Raw genomic sequence first — 17,593 nt, 5'->3', positions numbered from 1 at the left:
TTGAAATTCCAGGAAGAATATCAGACAGTGCTACAGTTGCAGGTAATTATGCAAACGAATTTTGTGGTGTAAGTTTAACTGGTGTTGGCGAAGATATTGTAAGTGGCGCAGTTGCTGCAAAAATTGTAACCAGAGTTACAGATGGATTTTCACTAGAAAAAGCATTTGAAAAAACATTTAAAGAACTTCTTCCTTTTGATGGTTTTGCAGGAGCAATTGCAATAGATAATAAAGGAAATGTTTTTCATCAAGATTCTCATCCAAGTATGGTTTTTGCTAGTTTTGATGGAGTTAATGAAGAGATTTTTGATTAAATTTTATTCTTTAAAAGTCTATTTAAAACTGCAATAATTTCACTATTATCAGTTGTAAAAGAAATTATTTGATTACTCGGAATTCCAGCATTTTCTTTAAAACTCAAAATTTTGCAATCTATTTTTTTTAATATTTTTTTAAGAATATAAAATTTTGAAACTGAATTAGCTAATTCTAAAGTATACATTCCATTTTTAAAACTCCCATATCTTAAGAAAGCGCCATAAAGAAAGGATTTTTGTTGATTTTTATTTTTCATTTTTATTAAATCAATATAAGAAAAATAATTTACTTCTTCTGCTTTAGGGTTTTCAATTTCTTGAATATCTACAGGTTTAATATAGTAAAAACTATTAATTTTTGTTGCTATATTTTTAGATTTAACAATATAAAATTCTTCACAATTTGAACAATTTAGTGTGATTGTATCTTTAAAAAATATAAAGTCAATCTTTTCTATTATATTTTTACTTGAGTTTTCAATTTTAATTAAAGAATCTAAAAAATGAATAACTGATTTTTCTCGTTTGTAAATGTAGTCAATAGTGATAGGATTATCTTTTTCATCCAATACTAAATTTCTACCTAAATAGTCATTAACGAGTCCAAGTGTAAAATAATTTATATCAATTTTTTCTTGGCTAAATAATTTAAGAGATATAAAAAAATAAAGTAAAATTATTTTTTTCATTTAAAGGTAATTTTAAAAATAACGTTTTTTTGTTGTCTTTATTATCAAAAAAAATCCCAACTTTTCAGTCGGGATTTAATTTTATGTAAGTAAGTTAAAATATTGTTGTTAAAACGTTTATTTTACTTTGTTAAATACAGCTTTAAAAGCTTCTGGGTGATTCATTGCTAAATCGGCTAATACTTTACGGTTCAATTCGATACCGTGTTTTTTAACTTTTCCCATAAATTGAGAATAACTCATTCCTTCTAGTCTAGCTCCAGCGTTAATACGTTGAATCCATAATGAACGGAAATTTCTTTTATTCACTTTTCTGTCGCGATAAGCATAAACCATTGCTTTCTCAACGGCATTTTTTGCAACTGTCCAAACGTTTTTACGACGACCAAAGAAACCTTTGGCTTGCTTCATTATCTTTTTTCTTCTTGCTCTTTTAGCAACTGAATTTACTGATCTTGGCATAATTTTTTTGTTTTTTTGTAGCAGGCGTCTTGAATTTAATCTAAAGCACTTTAAAGCCATACTCCAAGGTTATTTAAAATTTTTTAACCTAAAGAACTCTTTAAAATTGTATAATGTATTATTGTATAATGTATATTGTCAAAGACATTTTTACAAAAATACAATATACATTTTACCATTTTTAGACAATTCTTAATTGTTGTTTAATGCTTTTCATATCTGTCTTGTGTACCAAGGCAGAATGTGTCAAAGCTAATTTACGCTTCTTAGACTTTTTAGTCAAGATGTGACTCTTAAAAGCGTGTTTTCTTTTAATCTTTCCAGAACCAGTAACTTTAAAACGTTTCTTGGCGCTAGATTTGGTTTTCATTTTAGGCATAATTTCCCTAATTTATTTAAATTTAACTTACTTACTTTATTTTTAGAAGCGAATCTCTTCGCCTACTTTTAATCGTCTTTCCTGCTTTACACTCCAATTTTTATTTTCTTTAACTTGTTTCAAAATCTTGAAACAAGTTAAAAAAAATAAAAGATTTCCGTTTCAAACGTAGTTCACTGAACACCAACTAAAATAGACTTTTTAGTGAAGTAATCAGGGCTAAAGATCTAGGTCATTTCTTTATCTATAACAGTATCTAATTCACATTTTAAAAACTGAATACTGCCGCTGATAACTGATTACTTCTTTTTCTTAGGCGCAATATACATGATCATTCGCTTTCCTTCAAGAACAGGTAAAGCTTCTACTTTTCCATGATCTTCAAGATCTTGAGCCAATCGCAACAACAATATTTGTCCTTGCTCTTTATAAATAATAGATCTACCTTTAAAAAATACAAACGCCTTTAATTTAGAACCTTCTTTAAGGAATTTTTCAGCATTTTTACGCTTAAAATCATAATCGTGCTCATCAGTTTGAGGTCCAAAACGAATTTCCTTAACCACAATTTGAGTAGATTTTGCTTTCAATTCTTTATCACGCTTCTTCTGCATGTAAACAAACTTTTTATAGTCCATTATCTTGCATACTGGCGGTTCAGCATTTGGAGAAATCTCTACCAAATCAAGTTCAAATTGGTCTGCAAGACGCATGGCATCTGCAGTTTTAAAAATACCTGGTTCTATGTTGTCGCCAACTAAACGAACCTCAGGCACACGAATAAAATTATTTATTCTGTGTTCATCTTTTTTTTCTACTCGAGGTTGATAACCTCTGTTGTTTCTAATTGCTATGGCTTTATTATTTTAATTAAACTGTAAATACTTTTAATGTTTTGCTTATTTCTTCGTTTACAATTGCAGCAAATTCTTCAATTGTAACAGTAACATTTCCTTTTCCTTCTTGACCGTGACGACGAATAGAAATTGTATTATTTTTCTCCTCTTCCTCACCAACTATCAACATAAAAGGTGTTTTTTGCATCTCTGCATCTCTAATTTTTCTACCAATCGACTCATTTCTGTTGTCAATTTGGGCGCGAATATCGTGATTTTCTAGCAGATTTAAAACTTTTTTAGCATAATTTTCATATTTATCACTCAAACATAAAATTAAAGCTTGCTCTGGCATCAACCAAAGAGGAAAATTTCCAGCCGTATGTTCTATTAAAATAGCAATAAAACGTTCCATACTTCCAAATGGTGCTCTATGAATCATAACTGGCGTATGTAATTCATTATCAGAACCTTTGTATGTCAATTCAAAACGCTCTGGCAAGTTATAATCAACCTGAATCGTTCCCAATTGCCAACTTCTACCCAAAGCATCTTTTACCATAAAGTCTAACTTTGGTCCATAAAACGCAGCTTCGCCATAAGCAACAACTGTATTTAATCCTTTATCTTTTGCAGCATTGATAATTGCACTTTCTGCTTTTTCCCAATTTTCATCGCTACCAATATATTTTTCTCTATTTTCTTGATCACGAAGCGAAATTTGAGCTGTGAAATTTTCAAATCCTAACGAACCAAAAACATACAAAACTAAATCTATTACATTCTTAAATTCTTGATCCAATTGATCTGGAGTACAAAAAATATGTGCATCATCTTGAGTAAATCCTCTAACACGAGTTAAACCATGCAATTCACCACTTTGTTCATATCTATATACTGTACCAAATTCTGCATAACGCTTTGGCAAATCTTTATAAGACCAAGGTTTAGTATTGTAAATTTCACAGTGATGCGGACAATTCATTGGTTTCAATAAAAATTCTTCGCCTTCTGCTGGAGTATTTATAGGTTGAAAACTGTCTGCTCCATATTTTGCATAATGTCCAGAAGTTACATACAATTCTTTTTGACCAATATGTGGCGTTACAACTTGCTCGTAACCAGCTTTCTTTTGTGCTTTCTTTAAAAATTGTTCCAATCTATCTCTTAAAGCGGCGCCTTTTGGCAACCACAATGGTAAACCTGCACCAACTTTAGCAGAAAAAGCAAATAAATCAAGTTCTTTACCCAATTTTCTATGGTCACGACGTTTTGCTTCTTCAAGCAATTCAATATACTCTGTTAAGTCTTTTTGCTTAGGAAACGAAATTCCGTACACACGAGTAAGTTGCTTGTTTTTTTCATCACCACGCCAATAAGCACCAGCAACACTCATAATTTTCATGGCTTTAATAATTCCAGTATTAGGAATATGTCCACCACGACATAAATCTGTAAAAGTTGCATGATCGCAAAAAGTTATAGTTCCATCTTCTAGATTTGATATTAACTCTGTTTTATACTCGTTTCCTTTGTATAATTCTAATGCATCAGCTTTAGAAACTGGACGCATTGTAAACTCATATTTATCTCTAGAAATTTCTAAAACTCTATCTTCTATGGCTTTAAAATCGGCATCTGTTATTTTTTCGTCGCCAAAATCTACGTCGTAATAAAATCCGTTATCAATTGCTGGTCCAAGCGTAAGTTTAATTCCGTTATATTTTTCTTCAAGAACTTGTGCCATTACGTGAGAAGTAGAATGCCAAAAAGCTTTTTTACCTTCTTTGTCATTCCAAGTATATAAAACTAGCGAACCATCGGTTGTTAAAGCTGTAGCCGTTTCAATCGTGGTTCCATTAAAACTAGCTGAAATTACATTTCTAGCCAATCCTTCACTTATACTTTTTGCAACATCCATTGGGTTTGAACCATTTTCAAACTCCTTAACTGAACCATCAGGTAACGTAATCTTTATCATTCTTGTTTTTTTACAGAATGCAAATATAGTTCATTATAAAAACACTTACAATATGAAGTCATTTAAACTTTTTTGATTGAAGTGAAAAATTAAGGTTTTTGTTTCAGATTTTGTATTTTTTTTATTGCATAGCATCGCTACGGAATTAAAAAAATATGAAATATGAGGCAGAAAGATACTTTTGCAACCAATTGAAAAAAGTTTAAACGACTTCTAAGAATTACATTTTATGTAACAAGATTTTTTTTCAGAATTTAATTGTGATTGGTTATGAAAGAAATAATTACTAAACCATTTAAAAATAAAACTAACTTTGAATAAATACCCAATTATTCTGGTAGTCTAGCCCAGATAGAAACGGAAATCCTTTCTTTTCTTGAACTTTTTTCAAGAAAAGAAAGATTGAAGTGTATAGCTGGAAATAGCTTCAAGAAAAAAATAACAACTAACTGAAAATCAATTACAAAATAAATAATTTATTGAAATTAAAATAATTTTCATCACATTTATCAAAGAAACTACTTAGAATTAACAAATATTTTTTATTTTTAACAAATTCATTAGCACTAACAACAAACTACAATATAATTATAATATGGAAATTTTAAAAGTACAAGCATTACGTGGACCAAACATTTGGAGTGTTCAACGCAAAAAATTAATTCAAATGCGTTTGGATTTGCAAGAAATGGAAGAATTTCCAACCAACAAAATTGAAGGTTTTAGAGAACGAATAGAAGCTTTAATTCCTACAATGATAGAACACAGATGCTCTGAAGGTACACGTGGAGGATTTTTTTCTCGAATAGAACGTGGCACTTGGATGGGACACGTTATTGAACATATTGCGCTAGAAATTCAAACACTTGCCGGAATGGAAACTGGTTTTGGTAGAACTAGAGAAACCAAAACGCCTGGAGTTTACAACGTAGTTTTTAGTTATACTGAAGAAAATGTGGGAATGTTTGCCGCAGAAAGTGCTGTTGCCATTGCCGAAGCTTTGATTAAAGGTGTTGAATATGATTTGGATGCAGACATTCAAAAAATGCGCGAAATTCGTGAACGAGTTCGCCTTGGACCAAGTACTGGAAGTATTGTAGAAGAAGCAGTTGCAAGAGATATTCCTTGGATTAGATTAGGAACAAATTCGTTAGTTCAGCTTGGTTATGGTGTAAACCAAATGCGTTTTCAGGCAACAATTACTTGTAAAACTAGTAGTATTGCTGTAGATATTGCTTGTAATAAAGAGCAAACTAAAAAAATGCTCGATGCAGCTTCTATTCCTGTTGCTAACGGTGGAATATGCATAGAAGAATCAGATTTAGACGGAATAATTACTAAAATTGGTTATCCGATAGTTATAAAACCGCTTGATGGAAATCACGGAAAAGGTGCTTCTATTAATGTAAAAAATATGGATGATGCCAAAGCTGGACTAGCTTACGCCAAAAAATACAGTCATAGAGTTATTGTAGAAAAATTTATTACTGGTTATGACTTTAGAGTTTTAATAATTGATAACAAACTAGTTGCTGCTGCAAAAAGAGAACCTGCACACGTTGTTGGAAACGGAAAAGATACCATTCAAAAATTAATTGATGTAACCAACGAAGATCCAAAAAGAGGTTACGGACACGAAAATGTATTGACGCAAATTGATGTTGATAGAGACACAACCGATTTATTAGAAAAATTAAAGTACACTTTAGAAACTGTTCCTAAAGCTGGTGAAACGGTTTATTTAAAATCTACAGCAAACTTAAGTACTGGTGGAACTTCTGTAGATGTTACCGATATGATGCATCCAGAAAATATTTTCTTGTGCGAAAGAATTTCTAGAGTTATAGGATTAGATGTTTGTGGTGTAGATATTATGGCAGAAAATTTAACGCAACCACTAAAAGAAAATGGCGGTTGTATTCTAGAAGTCAACGCTGCGCCAGGTTTTAGAATGCACTTAGCACCAAGCGAAGGATTGCCAAGAAATGTAGCTTCGCCAGTTATAGATATGTTGTATCCATTGGGCAAACCAAGTAGAATTCCGATTATTGCCGTTACTGGAACTAATGGAAAAACTACTACTACCAGACTTTTGGCTCATATTGTAAAAAATAATGGTTATAAAGTTGGGTTTACCACATCGGACGGAATTTATGTTCAAAACCACATGATGGAAAAAGGTGATACTACTGGACCAATGTCGGCCGAGTATATTTTGAAAGATCCAACGGTAGAATTTGCTGTTTTAGAAACTGCTCGTGGCGGAATTTTAAGATCTGGATTAGGTTTTAGCCGTTGCGATATCGGAATTATTACCAACATTCAAGAAGATCATTTGGGACTTTCAGACATTCACACACTTGAAGATTTAGCTAAAGTTAAAAGTACAGTAGTAAAAAGTATAAAAAAAGATGGTTGGGCAGTTTTAAATGCCGAAGACGAACAGTGTTTAAAAATTGCAAGCGAATTGTCGTGCAACATTGCTTATTTTAGTTTGAATGAAGACAATCCTACAGTTCAAAAATTTGCCAAAGAAGGAAAAATTGTAGCGGTTTACGAAAACGGATTCATAACCATTAAAAAAGGCGAATGGAAAATTCGTGTAGAAAAAGCAACCCAAGTTCCGTTAACACTTGGCGGAAAAGCTAAGTTTATGATTGCCAATGTACTTGCAGCAACTTTGGCAGCTTACTTACAAGGATTTAAAACCGAAGACATTAGTTTATCACTACAAACCTTTATTCCAAGTGCTGCGCAAACGCCAGGAAGAATGAATATTTTTGAATTTAAAAAATTCAAAGTTTTGATAGATTTTGCTCACAATGCCTCAGGTTATCGTGGTGTAGAAGATTATTTGAATAGTGTTGAAGCCACCAAAAAAATTGGAATTATTGCAGGTGTTGGCGATAGAAGAGACGAAGACATTAAAGAATGTGCCAAAATTGCAGGTAGAATGTTTGACCACATTATAATAAGACAAGAAAAATATTTAAGAGGAAGAACCGAAGAAGAAATTATAAATTTAATTCTAGAAGGCATAGCCGAAAGCGGACGACCTGTAACGCATGAAATTATACCTAAAGAAGTAGAAGCCATAAAACACGCCATAAATAACGCAGTTGAAGGAAGTTTTATTACCGCTTTGAGCGATGTAGTTACTAATGCTATTAATATTGTTCAGGAATATTTGGATAAGGAAAATGAAGGTGGGATTTTGTAGATGAAAAAATCTAAACTTTAAATTAATAGTACTATATTTGTTAATAACATAATTTAAAAAATACGAATGAAAATATAAATAATAAAAATTAAAATAGCGTTTTGCTTTAAATTTTCCTGTAATTGAAAATCGACCAAATTTTTAAAATTAGAGTAACAGGAAAGTAAAGTTGAAACGTCTGCGGTATGCGCAGGCGTTCTCTTTGCTTTGTTACTCGGGTTCTTGGTCGGACCTTCAATTACAAGCTTGAGGATTTGCCTGCGCTGTCATTTTTACACCGCAGTTATATGAAAAAACTAGACCAAAGATTAATTAGAGAACATAGTCCACCAAAATATTAATTGGATTTATTAAAACAAATAATAAAATAACAATTAATAAAATTAAGTATGACAAAAAATTCAAAGTTTTTAATACTAGCATCAATAATTATGTTAGTATTTATGTTTCAAAGTTGCGAAAAAGATATTTACGAAGAACAAATTTATCAGTCAAAATTTAAAATAAGTTATGTAAATTCAATTGCATTAGACAACAATAATCTTCTAATGCAAAAAATAAATAAAACAACTTTATTTAAAAAAAATTCTCTAAATAGAATAATCACAGATACTGTTACAGGAATTTCTATTGATACTGATAAAGTTAAATATATAATTGGTGAAGATTTTAATTCATACACATTCAAAATAATAAAACCTGATCAAACATTGTTAGATAACTTAGTTTTAATTTCTAAAAATGGTGGTGAGTATAAAGCATATGGAATGCGTTACACATTGTCAGATGAAGAAAAATTAAGATTAGATACTCAAGAATATATTGACTTTACTAATAAATGCAAAGCTGTTGAAATAGAGGATAGCAATTCACTAGAAGAAATTTTATCAAAATTTAATTTTAGTGAACAATGTGATTTAATCTATGTTTGGGAAGAAGTCATATCTATAGTTGCATGCACAATTGATGGATGTTTTAGCGCGCCATGGGCTACAATAAGTTACGGACATATACTAGTTGCAACAAGAGTTTGTTCTAGCGGTGGAAATAATAATGCAGAAGGTTCATCAGAAATAGGAACATCTCCTCATGGTGGTGGAAATGCTGGTAATGATGTTGTTGACAATCCATGTTTAACATTAAAAAAACATTTATCAGCTACAGTTGGTGTAAAATTAAAATCACCAACAATGGTACCAGCTTTACAAGATTTATTAAATCAACCCTTAGAAAATGGTAAGTCATTAATTAAAACTAATGCTGTTTATTCAACTTTAGATGCTCCAGTTGGCACTGACTCTAAAATTACAGTAAAATATGGTGGCACAATTTTTGGAAGTATTCATTTGCATCCATATCCATCTGGCGCTCCAATGTTTTCTTGGTCTGATGTATATTCATTGGTGTTATTTTATAATTTTGCTGATAATGACATTTTATCAGAAGTTGTAATTTATTTAGTTTGTAAAGATAATAATGGTGTAGATCAATTATATGCTTTAAAAATTGATAATCCTGATATTTTTTCAGACGCATTAATAGCCGATATAAATGCAACTGTGATACCTTCAGAATTAGAAGACATAGCTGAGAGCGAAAAAACTAAAGAAATATTAAAACTAATGGATTATCAAATGAAATTAGATTTACAAAGAAGTCCAGATAAAGAGTTAGGTTTTCTTAAAAAGTTTTCTAATTTTGGTATATCATTATACAAAGCCAATACAACAATGACTAATTGGTCTAAATTAACTCTACAAAATCCAAATTCACAAAACCCAACCGTACTACCTGTACCATGTAACTAAAAAATAAAAATTATGAAAAATTTAATATACATAGTAATGCTATTTGCAAGCTATTCTGGTAAATCGCAAATTATTAACATAAGAGATCAAGGCATAGTTGATATTGCGCCTGGTCAGCATTATAAAGACGTTGATAATCTATTAAATCCTTTTGAAGGAACTTGGGTTTTTGATGATGGAATACGTTATTTAAAAATTATTTTAGTAAAAAGAATTAATCATTATAATGGCTCGTACACTAATGACTATATTTATGGAGGTTATGAATATAAAGTTAATAATCAAACATTAGTAAACACTTTAAATGATGCGAATACAATTTACAATTCAAGATTAAAATATAGTATTTATGGTAATGGTATTTTTGAAAGTTATGATCAGCCAATTTGTAATGATTGTGATTTAAACGAAATTAGGTTATTTTTAAGTTTAAGTGAACCTGCAAGTATATTAAACGGTAGTTTAATTATAAAAAAAACTAATGTAAATGGTCAAGAAGCTATAAAATTAAATTTAACAGGTAGTAATTCTACTTATTATAAAGATGGCACACCACCACCACCAGGTGATTTTGTTTTGCCATCTGGAGACTATATTCTTATTAAACAGTAGACATTTTACTTAAAAAAGCAACTTATATAAATTATTATTTAAGTTGCTTTAAAATTATAGTAACTCAAAAAATAACAAATTCAAACAAAAAAATAAAAACCAAACCCCAAACAATCACAAAACCATTAATAACAACAGGATTAATAAATCTAACACTTTTAATTTGGTCAAGATTATTTACTAATAAAACCATTCCAGAATTTGTGATATTTAAATAATCAAAAATTCAAAATTTCCATAATATCATCAAAATTAGTATAATAAAATAAACAATAAAAATGGCACAAATAAATCCTTACATCCATTTTAATAGAAATGCAGAAGAAGCATTTACATTTTACAAATCAGTTTTTGGTGGCGAATTTTCAATGATAAGTCGTTTTAGTGATTTTTCAAATCCAGAATTTCCAATTTCTGAAAGTGATGCCAACAAAATTATGCATATTGCTTTACCTATTGGAAAACATAGTGTTTTAATGGCAAATGATACTCCAGAATCGTTAGGTGTTCACAATGAAAACGAAACTAGAAGCAAAATTTTTATAAATGCAGAAAGTAAAGAAGAAGCTAATAAATTATTTAATGGTCTTTCAACTGGAGGACAAATAGAGTTTCCAATTTCTGACAGTCCTTGGGGTTCGTACTTTGGAATGTTTAGAGACAAATATGGAATTGAATGGATGGTAGATTATAATTCAAATTAGGAAGGAAATACAAAATAAAAAAACAACTTTTTGAATTGAAATATGAATTATATTGTAGAAAATGAAAAATTAGAAATTCAATATATTCCAGGAAACGGCGCTTGGACTTATCATCTAATAATACCAAATTCTAAAAATATAAAAGGAAAATGGGGTGATTTAAAAGTATCTGGACAAATTGATAACTATATTTTAACCAACAAAAATTTAGCGCCTTTAAAAAATTCAGATAAAAAAATGTCTTTAAATTCTGAAATTAGAAACTTTATAGGAAAAAGTGGTGGAGAATTTGTAAATGTTACACTTTATCTTGTGAATGAAAATACTCAAAAAGATAATGAAACCGAAATGATTTTTCAATGTTTTAAAGATGCAGAAATATTAAGTACCTTTAAAAAACTTAAAATCGAAGAGCAAAATGATATAATTGTAAATATAAATTCATCTGCTACTGAAAATCAAAAAGTAGAAAAAATTGTAAAAATTATTGCCAAGCTTGAACAAATGAGCTAATAACACTAGTGTAAATATTGTTCTGTAGAAATTGAGTTTTAGATAAACTTTAAAGCTTTTTATTAAAATTTATTTTGCACATAGATATAAAACTTAATTAACAAACCATGAAAACCCAAACAATCACAAAAGCATTCCTAATAGCAGGATTGATGAACCTAACGGTTTTAATTTGGTCAAGATTTTTTACTAATAAAACCATTCCAGAATTTGATCCAGTTGTTTTGTCAAATTTTGGTTTGTTAATGATTGTCATTTGGGGAATTGCTTACATTGCTGTTGCTAAAAAGTTTTATGAAGTAAAATGGCTAGTTGGCGTTTTTGCAATTGAAAAATTTATTTATGGTTGCGCTTGGACTAATTGGATGTTACATAATAACCTTTCAGATGTATTTAAAAAAGATACAATGGCAGGCGTTTTTTATGCTATTTATGGAATTAATGATTGGTTATTTTTTGTGTTTTTTACGTTTGTTTTTGTCTATTTAAGTAGAATTAAAAATAATTAATTATAAAATTTAGAATTAAAAATAACTTAAATAAGTACTTATTTAAGTTATTTTTTTATTTTTGTATAAAAATACAACTAATGAAAGTTATAAATTATACCGATTTAAGATTAAATCTAAAAAAATGGATGGATTCTGTAACAGATGATAGGGAAGAAATTATTGTAAAAAGAAAAGACAATAAAGATTTAGTTCTAATTTCGTTAGAAGAATACAATGCGTTAAACGAAACCAATTATTTATTATCTGGAAAAAATAGAGCCATTTTATTAAATTCGGTTGCAGATGTAAAGAACAATAAAATTATTCAAAAAGAATTACTTGAACTATGATGGTTTCATGGCAAATTCAAGCATGGGAAGATTATTTATATTGGCAAAAAACCGATAAATTCAAACTTAAAAGAATAAACGAATTGATAAAATCTTGTTTGAGAACTCCTTACGAAGGAATAGGAAATCCAGAAGGATTAAAACACGACTTGCAAGGTTTTTGGTCAAGGAGAATTGATACAGAACATAGGTTAGTCTATACAATTCAAAATAACGATTTAATTGTAGTTTCTTGCAGGTATCATTATTAATTGAAAAGTATTGAATTTTCAAAAAAAGTAGTCAACAGATTTTTTCCTATATCAACCAAGAAAAACTGAGATTTTCGAATAATGCGACTTTTTCAATCGGTCAATAATGTAAATTAAACTCAAAAGTCTAATCATTTTATAACTTAACATTAAAAACCCTAATTCAACATTGTATTTACGTAACTTAGTTATATAAATAAAATATCATGAACATAAATTGGGTTATAATAGGTATTGTTGTGTTTTTTAGTCTTGCATTAATTATTTTTTTAATTAGAAGCAACGCTATAGATAAGAAAAAGCTACTTAAATTTTATAAAAGAGAAAATAAAATAGAAGATAAAAAACATTTAGATGATAAAGAAGTATACTAATTTATGTGATGTATATTTTTTTGTAAACAAAAATTATAAACTACAAAGGATAATGTAATCTGACCAATAAAGTCAATACATTATCCTTTTTTTATATATTTACAGCAACTAACAAATTATTATTATGACAAAGAAAATTTTATCAATTATAACAGTATTCATTTGCATTACATCCTTTTCACAACTAAAAAAAATCACGCTTGAAGAAGGCGTTTTACAACAAAACAGAAAATTTGGAGCCGATAAACTAACAGGTTTTCAATGGATACCAACTACTTCAAACTATGTTTATTATACTGATGCTTGGACTAAAATGGTTTCGGCATCTACCAAAGATTCTGCTGCTAAAGAATTGGTAACATTATCAGACATCAATTCTGCATTAGGTACAAAAATTAAAAACTTTTTTGGAACAGAATGGATAGATATCAATACAATTTTGGTTGCTGATGCTGGAAAATATTATACGTATTCTGTTGCAACAAAATCTGGAATGTTACATCAAGAAACAACTGAAACATTCGAAAATACAACGTTTGATGCTTCAAAAAACAATATTGCCTTTACAGAAGAAAACAATCTTTATATCTTAAATAAAAACAAACAAAAAGTTGCAATAACATCTAATTCTGATAAAAATATAGTTTCTGGACAAGCGGTTTCTAGAAGTGAATTCGGAATTTCAGGTGGTATTTTTTGGTCGCTAAAATCATCTTTCTTAGCATTTTATCAAAAAGACGAAACAGATGTTGCCGATTATCCAATTCTAGATATTAATGAAACGCCAGGAAAGTTAATCAATATGAAATACCCAATGATTGGTCAAAAATCTGAAAAACCAAGAGTTGGAATTTATAATTTGGCTTCTGGAAAAACTGTTTTTATAACGCCAAGAAACAATCCAGACGATTATTTAACCAATCTTTCTTGGTCGCCAGACGAAAAATATGTGTTGATTGCAGAAGTAAATCGAGCGCAAAATGATATGTGTTTAAATGTTTACGATGCCAATACTGGAAAATTTATAAGAACAATTCTAAACGAGATTAACGATAAATGGGTAGAACCAGAACATGATGCTTTTTTTCCGAATAAAAATTCTAATAATTTTATCTGGTTTAGCGAAAAAGACGGTTTTCATCAACTATACTATTATTCTATAGATGGAAAATTAATCAAGCAATTAACCAATAATAAATTTCCTGTAAGAGAAATTATTGGCGCAAACGCAACAGGAACTGAAGTTTATTTTAAAGCAACTGGCGAAACTGGAACCAATATGTTAGCGTACAAAGTAGATTTAAAAGGAAAACAAACCTTACTTACTAAAGATTTAGGCGTTCATAATTTTATTCCAAATTTTGACGGAAGTGCATTTTTTGATGAATATTCCAATCATTCAACACCTTCTAAATCATTGCTCTACGATAAAAATTTGAAATCTAAAACACTTTTAGAAAGTAAAAATAAATACGAAGGTTATGAAATGGGTTCAGCAGAAATAAAAACCATAAAAGCTGCCGATGGAACAACAGATTTGTTTACAAGATTAATAAAACCAAGCAATTTTGATGCAACAAAAAAATATCCAGTTTTGGTTTACGTTTATGGCGGACCACACGCTCAAATGATTACAAATTCCTATCTTGATGGAGCAAATCTTTGGATGTATTGGATGGCAGAACAAGGATATTTGGTATTTACAGTAGACAATCGTGGTTCTGATAATCGCGGTTTTGCCTTCGAAAGTGTCATTCACGGAAAATGTGGAACCAACGAAATAGAAGATCAAATGAAAGGCGTAGACTACTTAAAATCATTGCCTTACGTAGATTCTAATCGTCTTGCGGTTCACGGTTGGAGTTATGGCGGATTTATGACAACATCGTTACTTTTAAGAAAACCAGATGCGTTTAAAGTTGGTGTTGCTGGCGGACCAGTTACCGATTGGAAATGGTACGAAGTCATGTATGGCGAACGTTACATGGACACACCAACCGAAAATCAGAAAGGTTTTGACGAATCAAGCACACTAAATTACGTAAACAATTTAAAAGGAAAATTAATGCTAATTCACGGTACAAGTGATGATACTGTGGTAATGCAACACAATTTTGCTTTGGTAAAAAAATTCATCGAAGCAGGAAAACAAATCGACTTTTTTCCTTATCCAATGGCCAAACACAATGTTTTTGGCAAGGACAGAGTACATTTAATGACGAAGGTTTTGAATTATGTGATTGACAATAATAAATAGTTTTTTTAGAAGCTATTCCTGCTATACGTTTCAATCTTTCTTGTCTTGAACTTGTTTCAAGATCTTGAAACAAGTTCAAGACAAGAAAGGATTTCCACTTCTATCAGGGCTAAACCTATCCCAATGTTCAGAACTCTTTTCTGAGTTTTGGGATTTTTTTATAGTTTTCTAACAATCAATCTTAGTTTTAGACAAAACTTTCCATTCTTTAAAAATTAAAAATTGATAAAGAATATAAAAAAGCGAATTAAAAATCCAAATATCTAAATAAACTGGTTCATTCATAAAGACAAGTTCGGTATTTCCTGATAAAAAAATTGAGGCACTACTACTTAAATAAAAAGTCAATCCCAAGCAGAAATAAAAATAGTCATGTGCAACTTTTATATTTCTAAAAAAATATAGTAGACAATAAAAGATTAAAATTATAGAAGTTATGCCAATTTCTAACGTGTTAAATTTCCAATACAAAGCTGGGTTAACAATATATTGACTGGCAATTATCAAACTAACCACAATTAAGTTTAGTACTACCAATTGTTTTAAAAATTTTTCATTAAAAAGTTGATAGAAAAACAAACTAAGCACAACAAACTGAATGTTAAAATAGTAATGAGAAAGAAAAAAATTAGAATTGGGTTTTAATATACCAATAACATTACACAACAATTCAACAATAAATAATACTGATAAATAGAAGGTTACCAACTTATACAAAGTATCCTTATCTTTTCGATTTCGAATAAATAATATACAATTTATTAATAAAAGTAATAATCCAAAAATACTTATAATAAAAGATAGTAGCATAGTTTAAAAAGTAGGTAATTGTATAAAATTATGTTTTTTAGTGGAAAAAAAATCCAAATTTCTAGTTTGAAATTTGGATTGATATATTTTTTAAAATTTAATTTTTAATCTGTTACAACAGGAATTGTTATCATGTATTGTACACGAACAGGAATTCCATTTAAAATTCCTGGTGACCAAACAGGAGAAATACTCATAACTCTAATGGCTTCGTCGGCAGTTCCATTTCCTGCATCGCTAAGAACACCAATTTCAGTTAAAGTTCCATCTTTTTCTACTACAAAAGCAACCAAAACTTCGCCTTTTAATCCTTTTACATTTGGTTTTACAAAGTTTCTTTTAATAAAAAGTTCTAATGCTTTTTTTCCGCCATTAAATTTTGGAGCAACTTTAACTTGATCTGTTGAGTAAATTATTTCACTAGGATTTGGTATAGAAAGTGTTTTCTTTTCTGATTGTGAAAATGAAAACTGTGAAATTAGTATTAAAAGTAGAAAGTATATTTTTCTCATTATTTAATTTTTTTTATATAAACAAAGCAAATCTAACAAAAATAATTTACTAACTACTGAAAATTAATAAATTAAAATAATATTATGTTTTTTGTTTCTTTTTTCTCGCTGCAGGAAACAATACATTATTTAATATTAATCTAAAACCTGGCGAATTTGGATGCAATTCTAAAACGGTTGGTTCATCGCCTACTCTATGTTGATAATCTTCTGGATCATGACCACCAAAGAATGTAAAAAATCCTTTTCCTTTTTGTCCGTGAATGTATCTTGCTTCTTGATTTAATTCATTTGTTCCAAGAACTAATACATTAGATTTTATTAATTCCCTATCAAATGCTGTACTTTGACCCATAAAACCTTTTACTAATTGAGTATGATTTTGACAAAGCATACTAGGAATTACATCCCATTTAGCCGAAAATTCCATCAATGTAAAATAATCTTTTTCCATTGGCAATCTTCGTTTTTCAGTCATATCAATATCAGAAAACTCATAATGATCTGGCTTTCTATCTAATATAAAATCTTTAAAAGCAAATGTTTTAGTGTAATCTATTTTAGATTGATAATTGGCTTCACTATCGTCACCATCAAACATTGGCTCGCAAATATCAACACCTTCTGATGCTAATGCTATATCAAAACTATCTGTTGCAGAACACATTGCAAACATGAATCCACCACCAATTACAAAATCTCTAATTTTTTTGGCTACATCCAATTTTTCTTCAGATACTTTATTGTAACCTAATTTTTTGGCTAAAGATTCGGCTTCTTTTTTTTGATCTATATACCAAGGTGCATTTTTATACATTCCATAAAATTTTCCATATTGACCAGTAAAATCCTCGTGATGCAAGTGCAACCAATCGTAAAGAATTAATTGATCTGATAAAACTTCTTCATCATAAATAGGTGTAAACGGAATTTCGGCATAAGTTAAAACCATTGTAACAGCATCATCCCATGGTTGTTTTCCTTTAGGTGTGTAAACTGCAATTTTAGGTGCTTTTTCTAAAACTAC

At 29.6% G+C, this 17,593-nt stretch carries 18 protein-coding genes; 11 read left to right on the top strand and 7 right to left on the bottom strand.

Annotated features, from left to right (window positions below):
• Positions 1-314: isoaspartyl peptidase/L-asparaginase (locus tag ACH2BC_RS09385; protein WP_395053737.1), on the top strand; the 314-nt coding region annotated here is incomplete at its 5' end.
• Here the strand turns inward: ACH2BC_RS09385 and ACH2BC_RS09380 are convergent.
• From ACH2BC_RS09380 to thrS, 5 genes are all read right to left on the bottom strand, one after another.
• A complete protein-coding gene (locus ACH2BC_RS09380; protein WP_395053736.1) occupies positions 311-1,006 on the bottom strand; it encodes a hypothetical protein in 696 nt (231 codons plus the stop codon). The two genes, ACH2BC_RS09385 and ACH2BC_RS09380, sit on opposite strands and share 4 nt — an antisense overlap.
• A gap of 117 nt (positions 1,007-1,123) precedes the next feature.
• Entirely contained in the window at positions 1,124-1,468 is a 345-nt protein-coding gene (gene rplT / locus ACH2BC_RS09375) for a 50S ribosomal protein L20 (RefSeq protein WP_395053735.1), read from the bottom strand.
• Between the two features lie 181 nt (positions 1,469-1,649).
• Entirely contained in the window at positions 1,650-1,847 is a 198-nt protein-coding gene (gene rpmI, locus ACH2BC_RS09370; RefSeq protein ID WP_035623058.1) for a 50S ribosomal protein L35, read from the bottom strand.
• Between the two features lie 299 nt (positions 1,848-2,146).
• Complete coding sequence (gene infC / locus ACH2BC_RS09365) at positions 2,147-2,695, bottom strand: translation initiation factor IF-3 (protein ID WP_395044225.1); 549 nt, start codon at positions 2,693-2,695, stop codon at positions 2,147-2,149.
• Positions 2,696-2,717: 22 nt separating this feature from the next.
• A complete protein-coding gene (gene thrS / locus ACH2BC_RS09360; RefSeq protein WP_395053734.1) occupies positions 2,718-4,664 on the bottom strand; it encodes a threonine--tRNA ligase in 1,947 nt (648 codons plus the stop codon).
• A gap of 595 nt (positions 4,665-5,259) precedes the next feature.
• Between thrS and cphA the strand changes: the two genes are divergently transcribed.
• From cphA to ACH2BC_RS09310, 10 genes are all read left to right on the top strand, one after another.
• Entirely contained in the window at positions 5,260-7,884 is a 2,625-nt protein-coding gene (gene cphA, locus ACH2BC_RS09355; RefSeq protein WP_395053733.1) for a cyanophycin synthetase, read from the top strand.
• A gap of 389 nt (positions 7,885-8,273) precedes the next feature.
• Positions 8,274-9,692: a hypothetical protein gene (locus tag ACH2BC_RS09350; protein WP_395053732.1), complete on the top strand. Its 1,419-nt coding sequence runs from the start codon at positions 8,274-8,276 to the stop codon at positions 9,690-9,692.
• 12 nt (positions 9,693-9,704) lie between these two features.
• Positions 9,705-10,304 (top strand): DUF6705 family protein, encoded by a 600-nt coding sequence (locus ACH2BC_RS09345; RefSeq protein WP_395053731.1) that lies wholly within the window; start codon positions 9,705-9,707, stop codon positions 10,302-10,304.
• 278 nt (positions 10,305-10,582) lie between these two features.
• Positions 10,583-11,008 (top strand): VOC family protein, encoded by a 426-nt coding sequence (locus ACH2BC_RS09340; protein ID WP_395053730.1) that lies wholly within the window; start codon positions 10,583-10,585, stop codon positions 11,006-11,008.
• 42 nt (positions 11,009-11,050) lie between these two features.
• Positions 11,051-11,521 carry a DUF1905 domain-containing protein gene (locus ACH2BC_RS09335; protein ID WP_395053729.1) on the top strand — a complete coding sequence of 157 codons (471 nt, stop codon included), beginning with the start codon at positions 11,051-11,053 and terminating at the stop codon, positions 11,519-11,521.
• Positions 11,522-11,628: 107 nt separating this feature from the next.
• Positions 11,629-12,030 (top strand): hypothetical protein, encoded by a 402-nt coding sequence (locus tag ACH2BC_RS09330; protein ID WP_395053728.1) that lies wholly within the window; start codon positions 11,629-11,631, stop codon positions 12,028-12,030.
• An 80-nt stretch (positions 12,031-12,110) separates the two neighbouring features.
• On the top strand, positions 12,111-12,362 hold the full coding sequence (locus ACH2BC_RS09325) for a type II toxin-antitoxin system Phd/YefM family antitoxin (protein WP_395053727.1): 252 nt from the start codon (positions 12,111-12,113) through the stop codon (positions 12,360-12,362).
• Positions 12,359-12,613: a Txe/YoeB family addiction module toxin gene (locus ACH2BC_RS09320; RefSeq protein ID WP_395053726.1), complete on the top strand. Its 255-nt coding sequence runs from the start codon at positions 12,359-12,361 to the stop codon at positions 12,611-12,613. Before ACH2BC_RS09325 ends, ACH2BC_RS09320 begins: the two co-directional genes overlap by 4 nt.
• 206 nt (positions 12,614-12,819) lie before the next feature.
• Positions 12,820-12,987 carry a hypothetical protein gene (locus ACH2BC_RS09315; protein WP_395053725.1) on the top strand — a complete coding sequence of 56 codons (168 nt, stop codon included), beginning with the start codon at positions 12,820-12,822 and terminating at the stop codon, positions 12,985-12,987.
• 124 nt (positions 12,988-13,111) lie between these two features.
• Positions 13,112-15,244, top strand: a complete 2,133-nt coding sequence (locus ACH2BC_RS09310) for a DPP IV N-terminal domain-containing protein (RefSeq protein WP_395053724.1) — start codon at positions 13,112-13,114, stop codon at positions 15,242-15,244.
• 914 nt (positions 15,245-16,158) lie between these two features.
• Here ACH2BC_RS09310 and ACH2BC_RS09305 read toward each other — a convergent pair.
• On the bottom strand, positions 16,159-16,566 hold the full coding sequence (locus tag ACH2BC_RS09305; RefSeq protein ID WP_395053723.1) for an energy transducer TonB: 408 nt from the start codon (positions 16,564-16,566) through the stop codon (positions 16,159-16,161).
• An 82-nt stretch (positions 16,567-16,648) separates the two neighbouring features.
• A partial coding sequence (locus ACH2BC_RS09300) for an asparagine synthetase B (protein WP_395053722.1) occupies positions 16,649-17,593 on the bottom strand: 945 nt, incomplete at its 5' end.

The sequence above is a fragment of the Flavobacterium sp. genome (assembly GCF_043760115.1).
Taxonomy (GTDB): domain Bacteria; phylum Bacteroidota; class Bacteroidia; order Flavobacteriales; family Flavobacteriaceae; genus Flavobacterium.
The sequence above is the reverse complement of the archived record's forward strand: the minus strand, read 5'-3'. Positions and strand labels throughout refer to the sequence as shown.

Coding starts and splice junctions, on each gene's coding strand:
- ACH2BC_RS09380 (WP_395053736.1), bottom strand. CDS start 1,006: ATGAAAAAAATAATTTTACTTTATTTTTTTATATCTCTTAAATTATTT.
- rplT (WP_395053735.1), bottom strand. CDS start 1,468: ATGCCAAGATCAGTAAATTCAGTTGCTAAAAGAGCAAGAAGAAAAAAG.
- rpmI (WP_035623058.1), bottom strand. CDS start 1,847: ATGCCTAAAATGAAAACCAAATCTAGCGCCAAGAAACGTTTTAAAGTT.
- thrS (WP_395053734.1), bottom strand. CDS start 4,664: ATGATAAAGATTACGTTACCTGATGGTTCAGTTAAGGAGTTTGAAAAT.
- cphA (WP_395053733.1), top strand. CDS start 5,260: ATGGAAATTTTAAAAGTACAAGCATTACGTGGACCAAACATTTGGAGT.
- ACH2BC_RS09350 (WP_395053732.1), top strand. CDS start 8,274: ATGACAAAAAATTCAAAGTTTTTAATACTAGCATCAATAATTATGTTA.
- ACH2BC_RS09345 (WP_395053731.1), top strand. CDS start 9,705: ATGAAAAATTTAATATACATAGTAATGCTATTTGCAAGCTATTCTGGT.
- ACH2BC_RS09340 (WP_395053730.1), top strand. CDS start 10,583: ATGGCACAAATAAATCCTTACATCCATTTTAATAGAAATGCAGAAGAA.
- ACH2BC_RS09335 (WP_395053729.1), top strand. CDS start 11,051: ATGAATTATATTGTAGAAAATGAAAAATTAGAAATTCAATATATTCCA.
- ACH2BC_RS09330 (WP_395053728.1), top strand. CDS start 11,629: ATGAAAACCCAAACAATCACAAAAGCATTCCTAATAGCAGGATTGATG.
- ACH2BC_RS09325 (WP_395053727.1), top strand. CDS start 12,111: ATGAAAGTTATAAATTATACCGATTTAAGATTAAATCTAAAAAAATGG.
- ACH2BC_RS09320 (WP_395053726.1), top strand. CDS start 12,359: ATGATGGTTTCATGGCAAATTCAAGCATGGGAAGATTATTTATATTGG.
- ACH2BC_RS09315 (WP_395053725.1), top strand. CDS start 12,820: ATGAACATAAATTGGGTTATAATAGGTATTGTTGTGTTTTTTAGTCTT.
- ACH2BC_RS09310 (WP_395053724.1), top strand. CDS start 13,112: ATGACAAAGAAAATTTTATCAATTATAACAGTATTCATTTGCATTACA.
- ACH2BC_RS09305 (WP_395053723.1), bottom strand. CDS start 16,566: ATGAGAAAAATATACTTTCTACTTTTAATACTAATTTCACAGTTTTCA.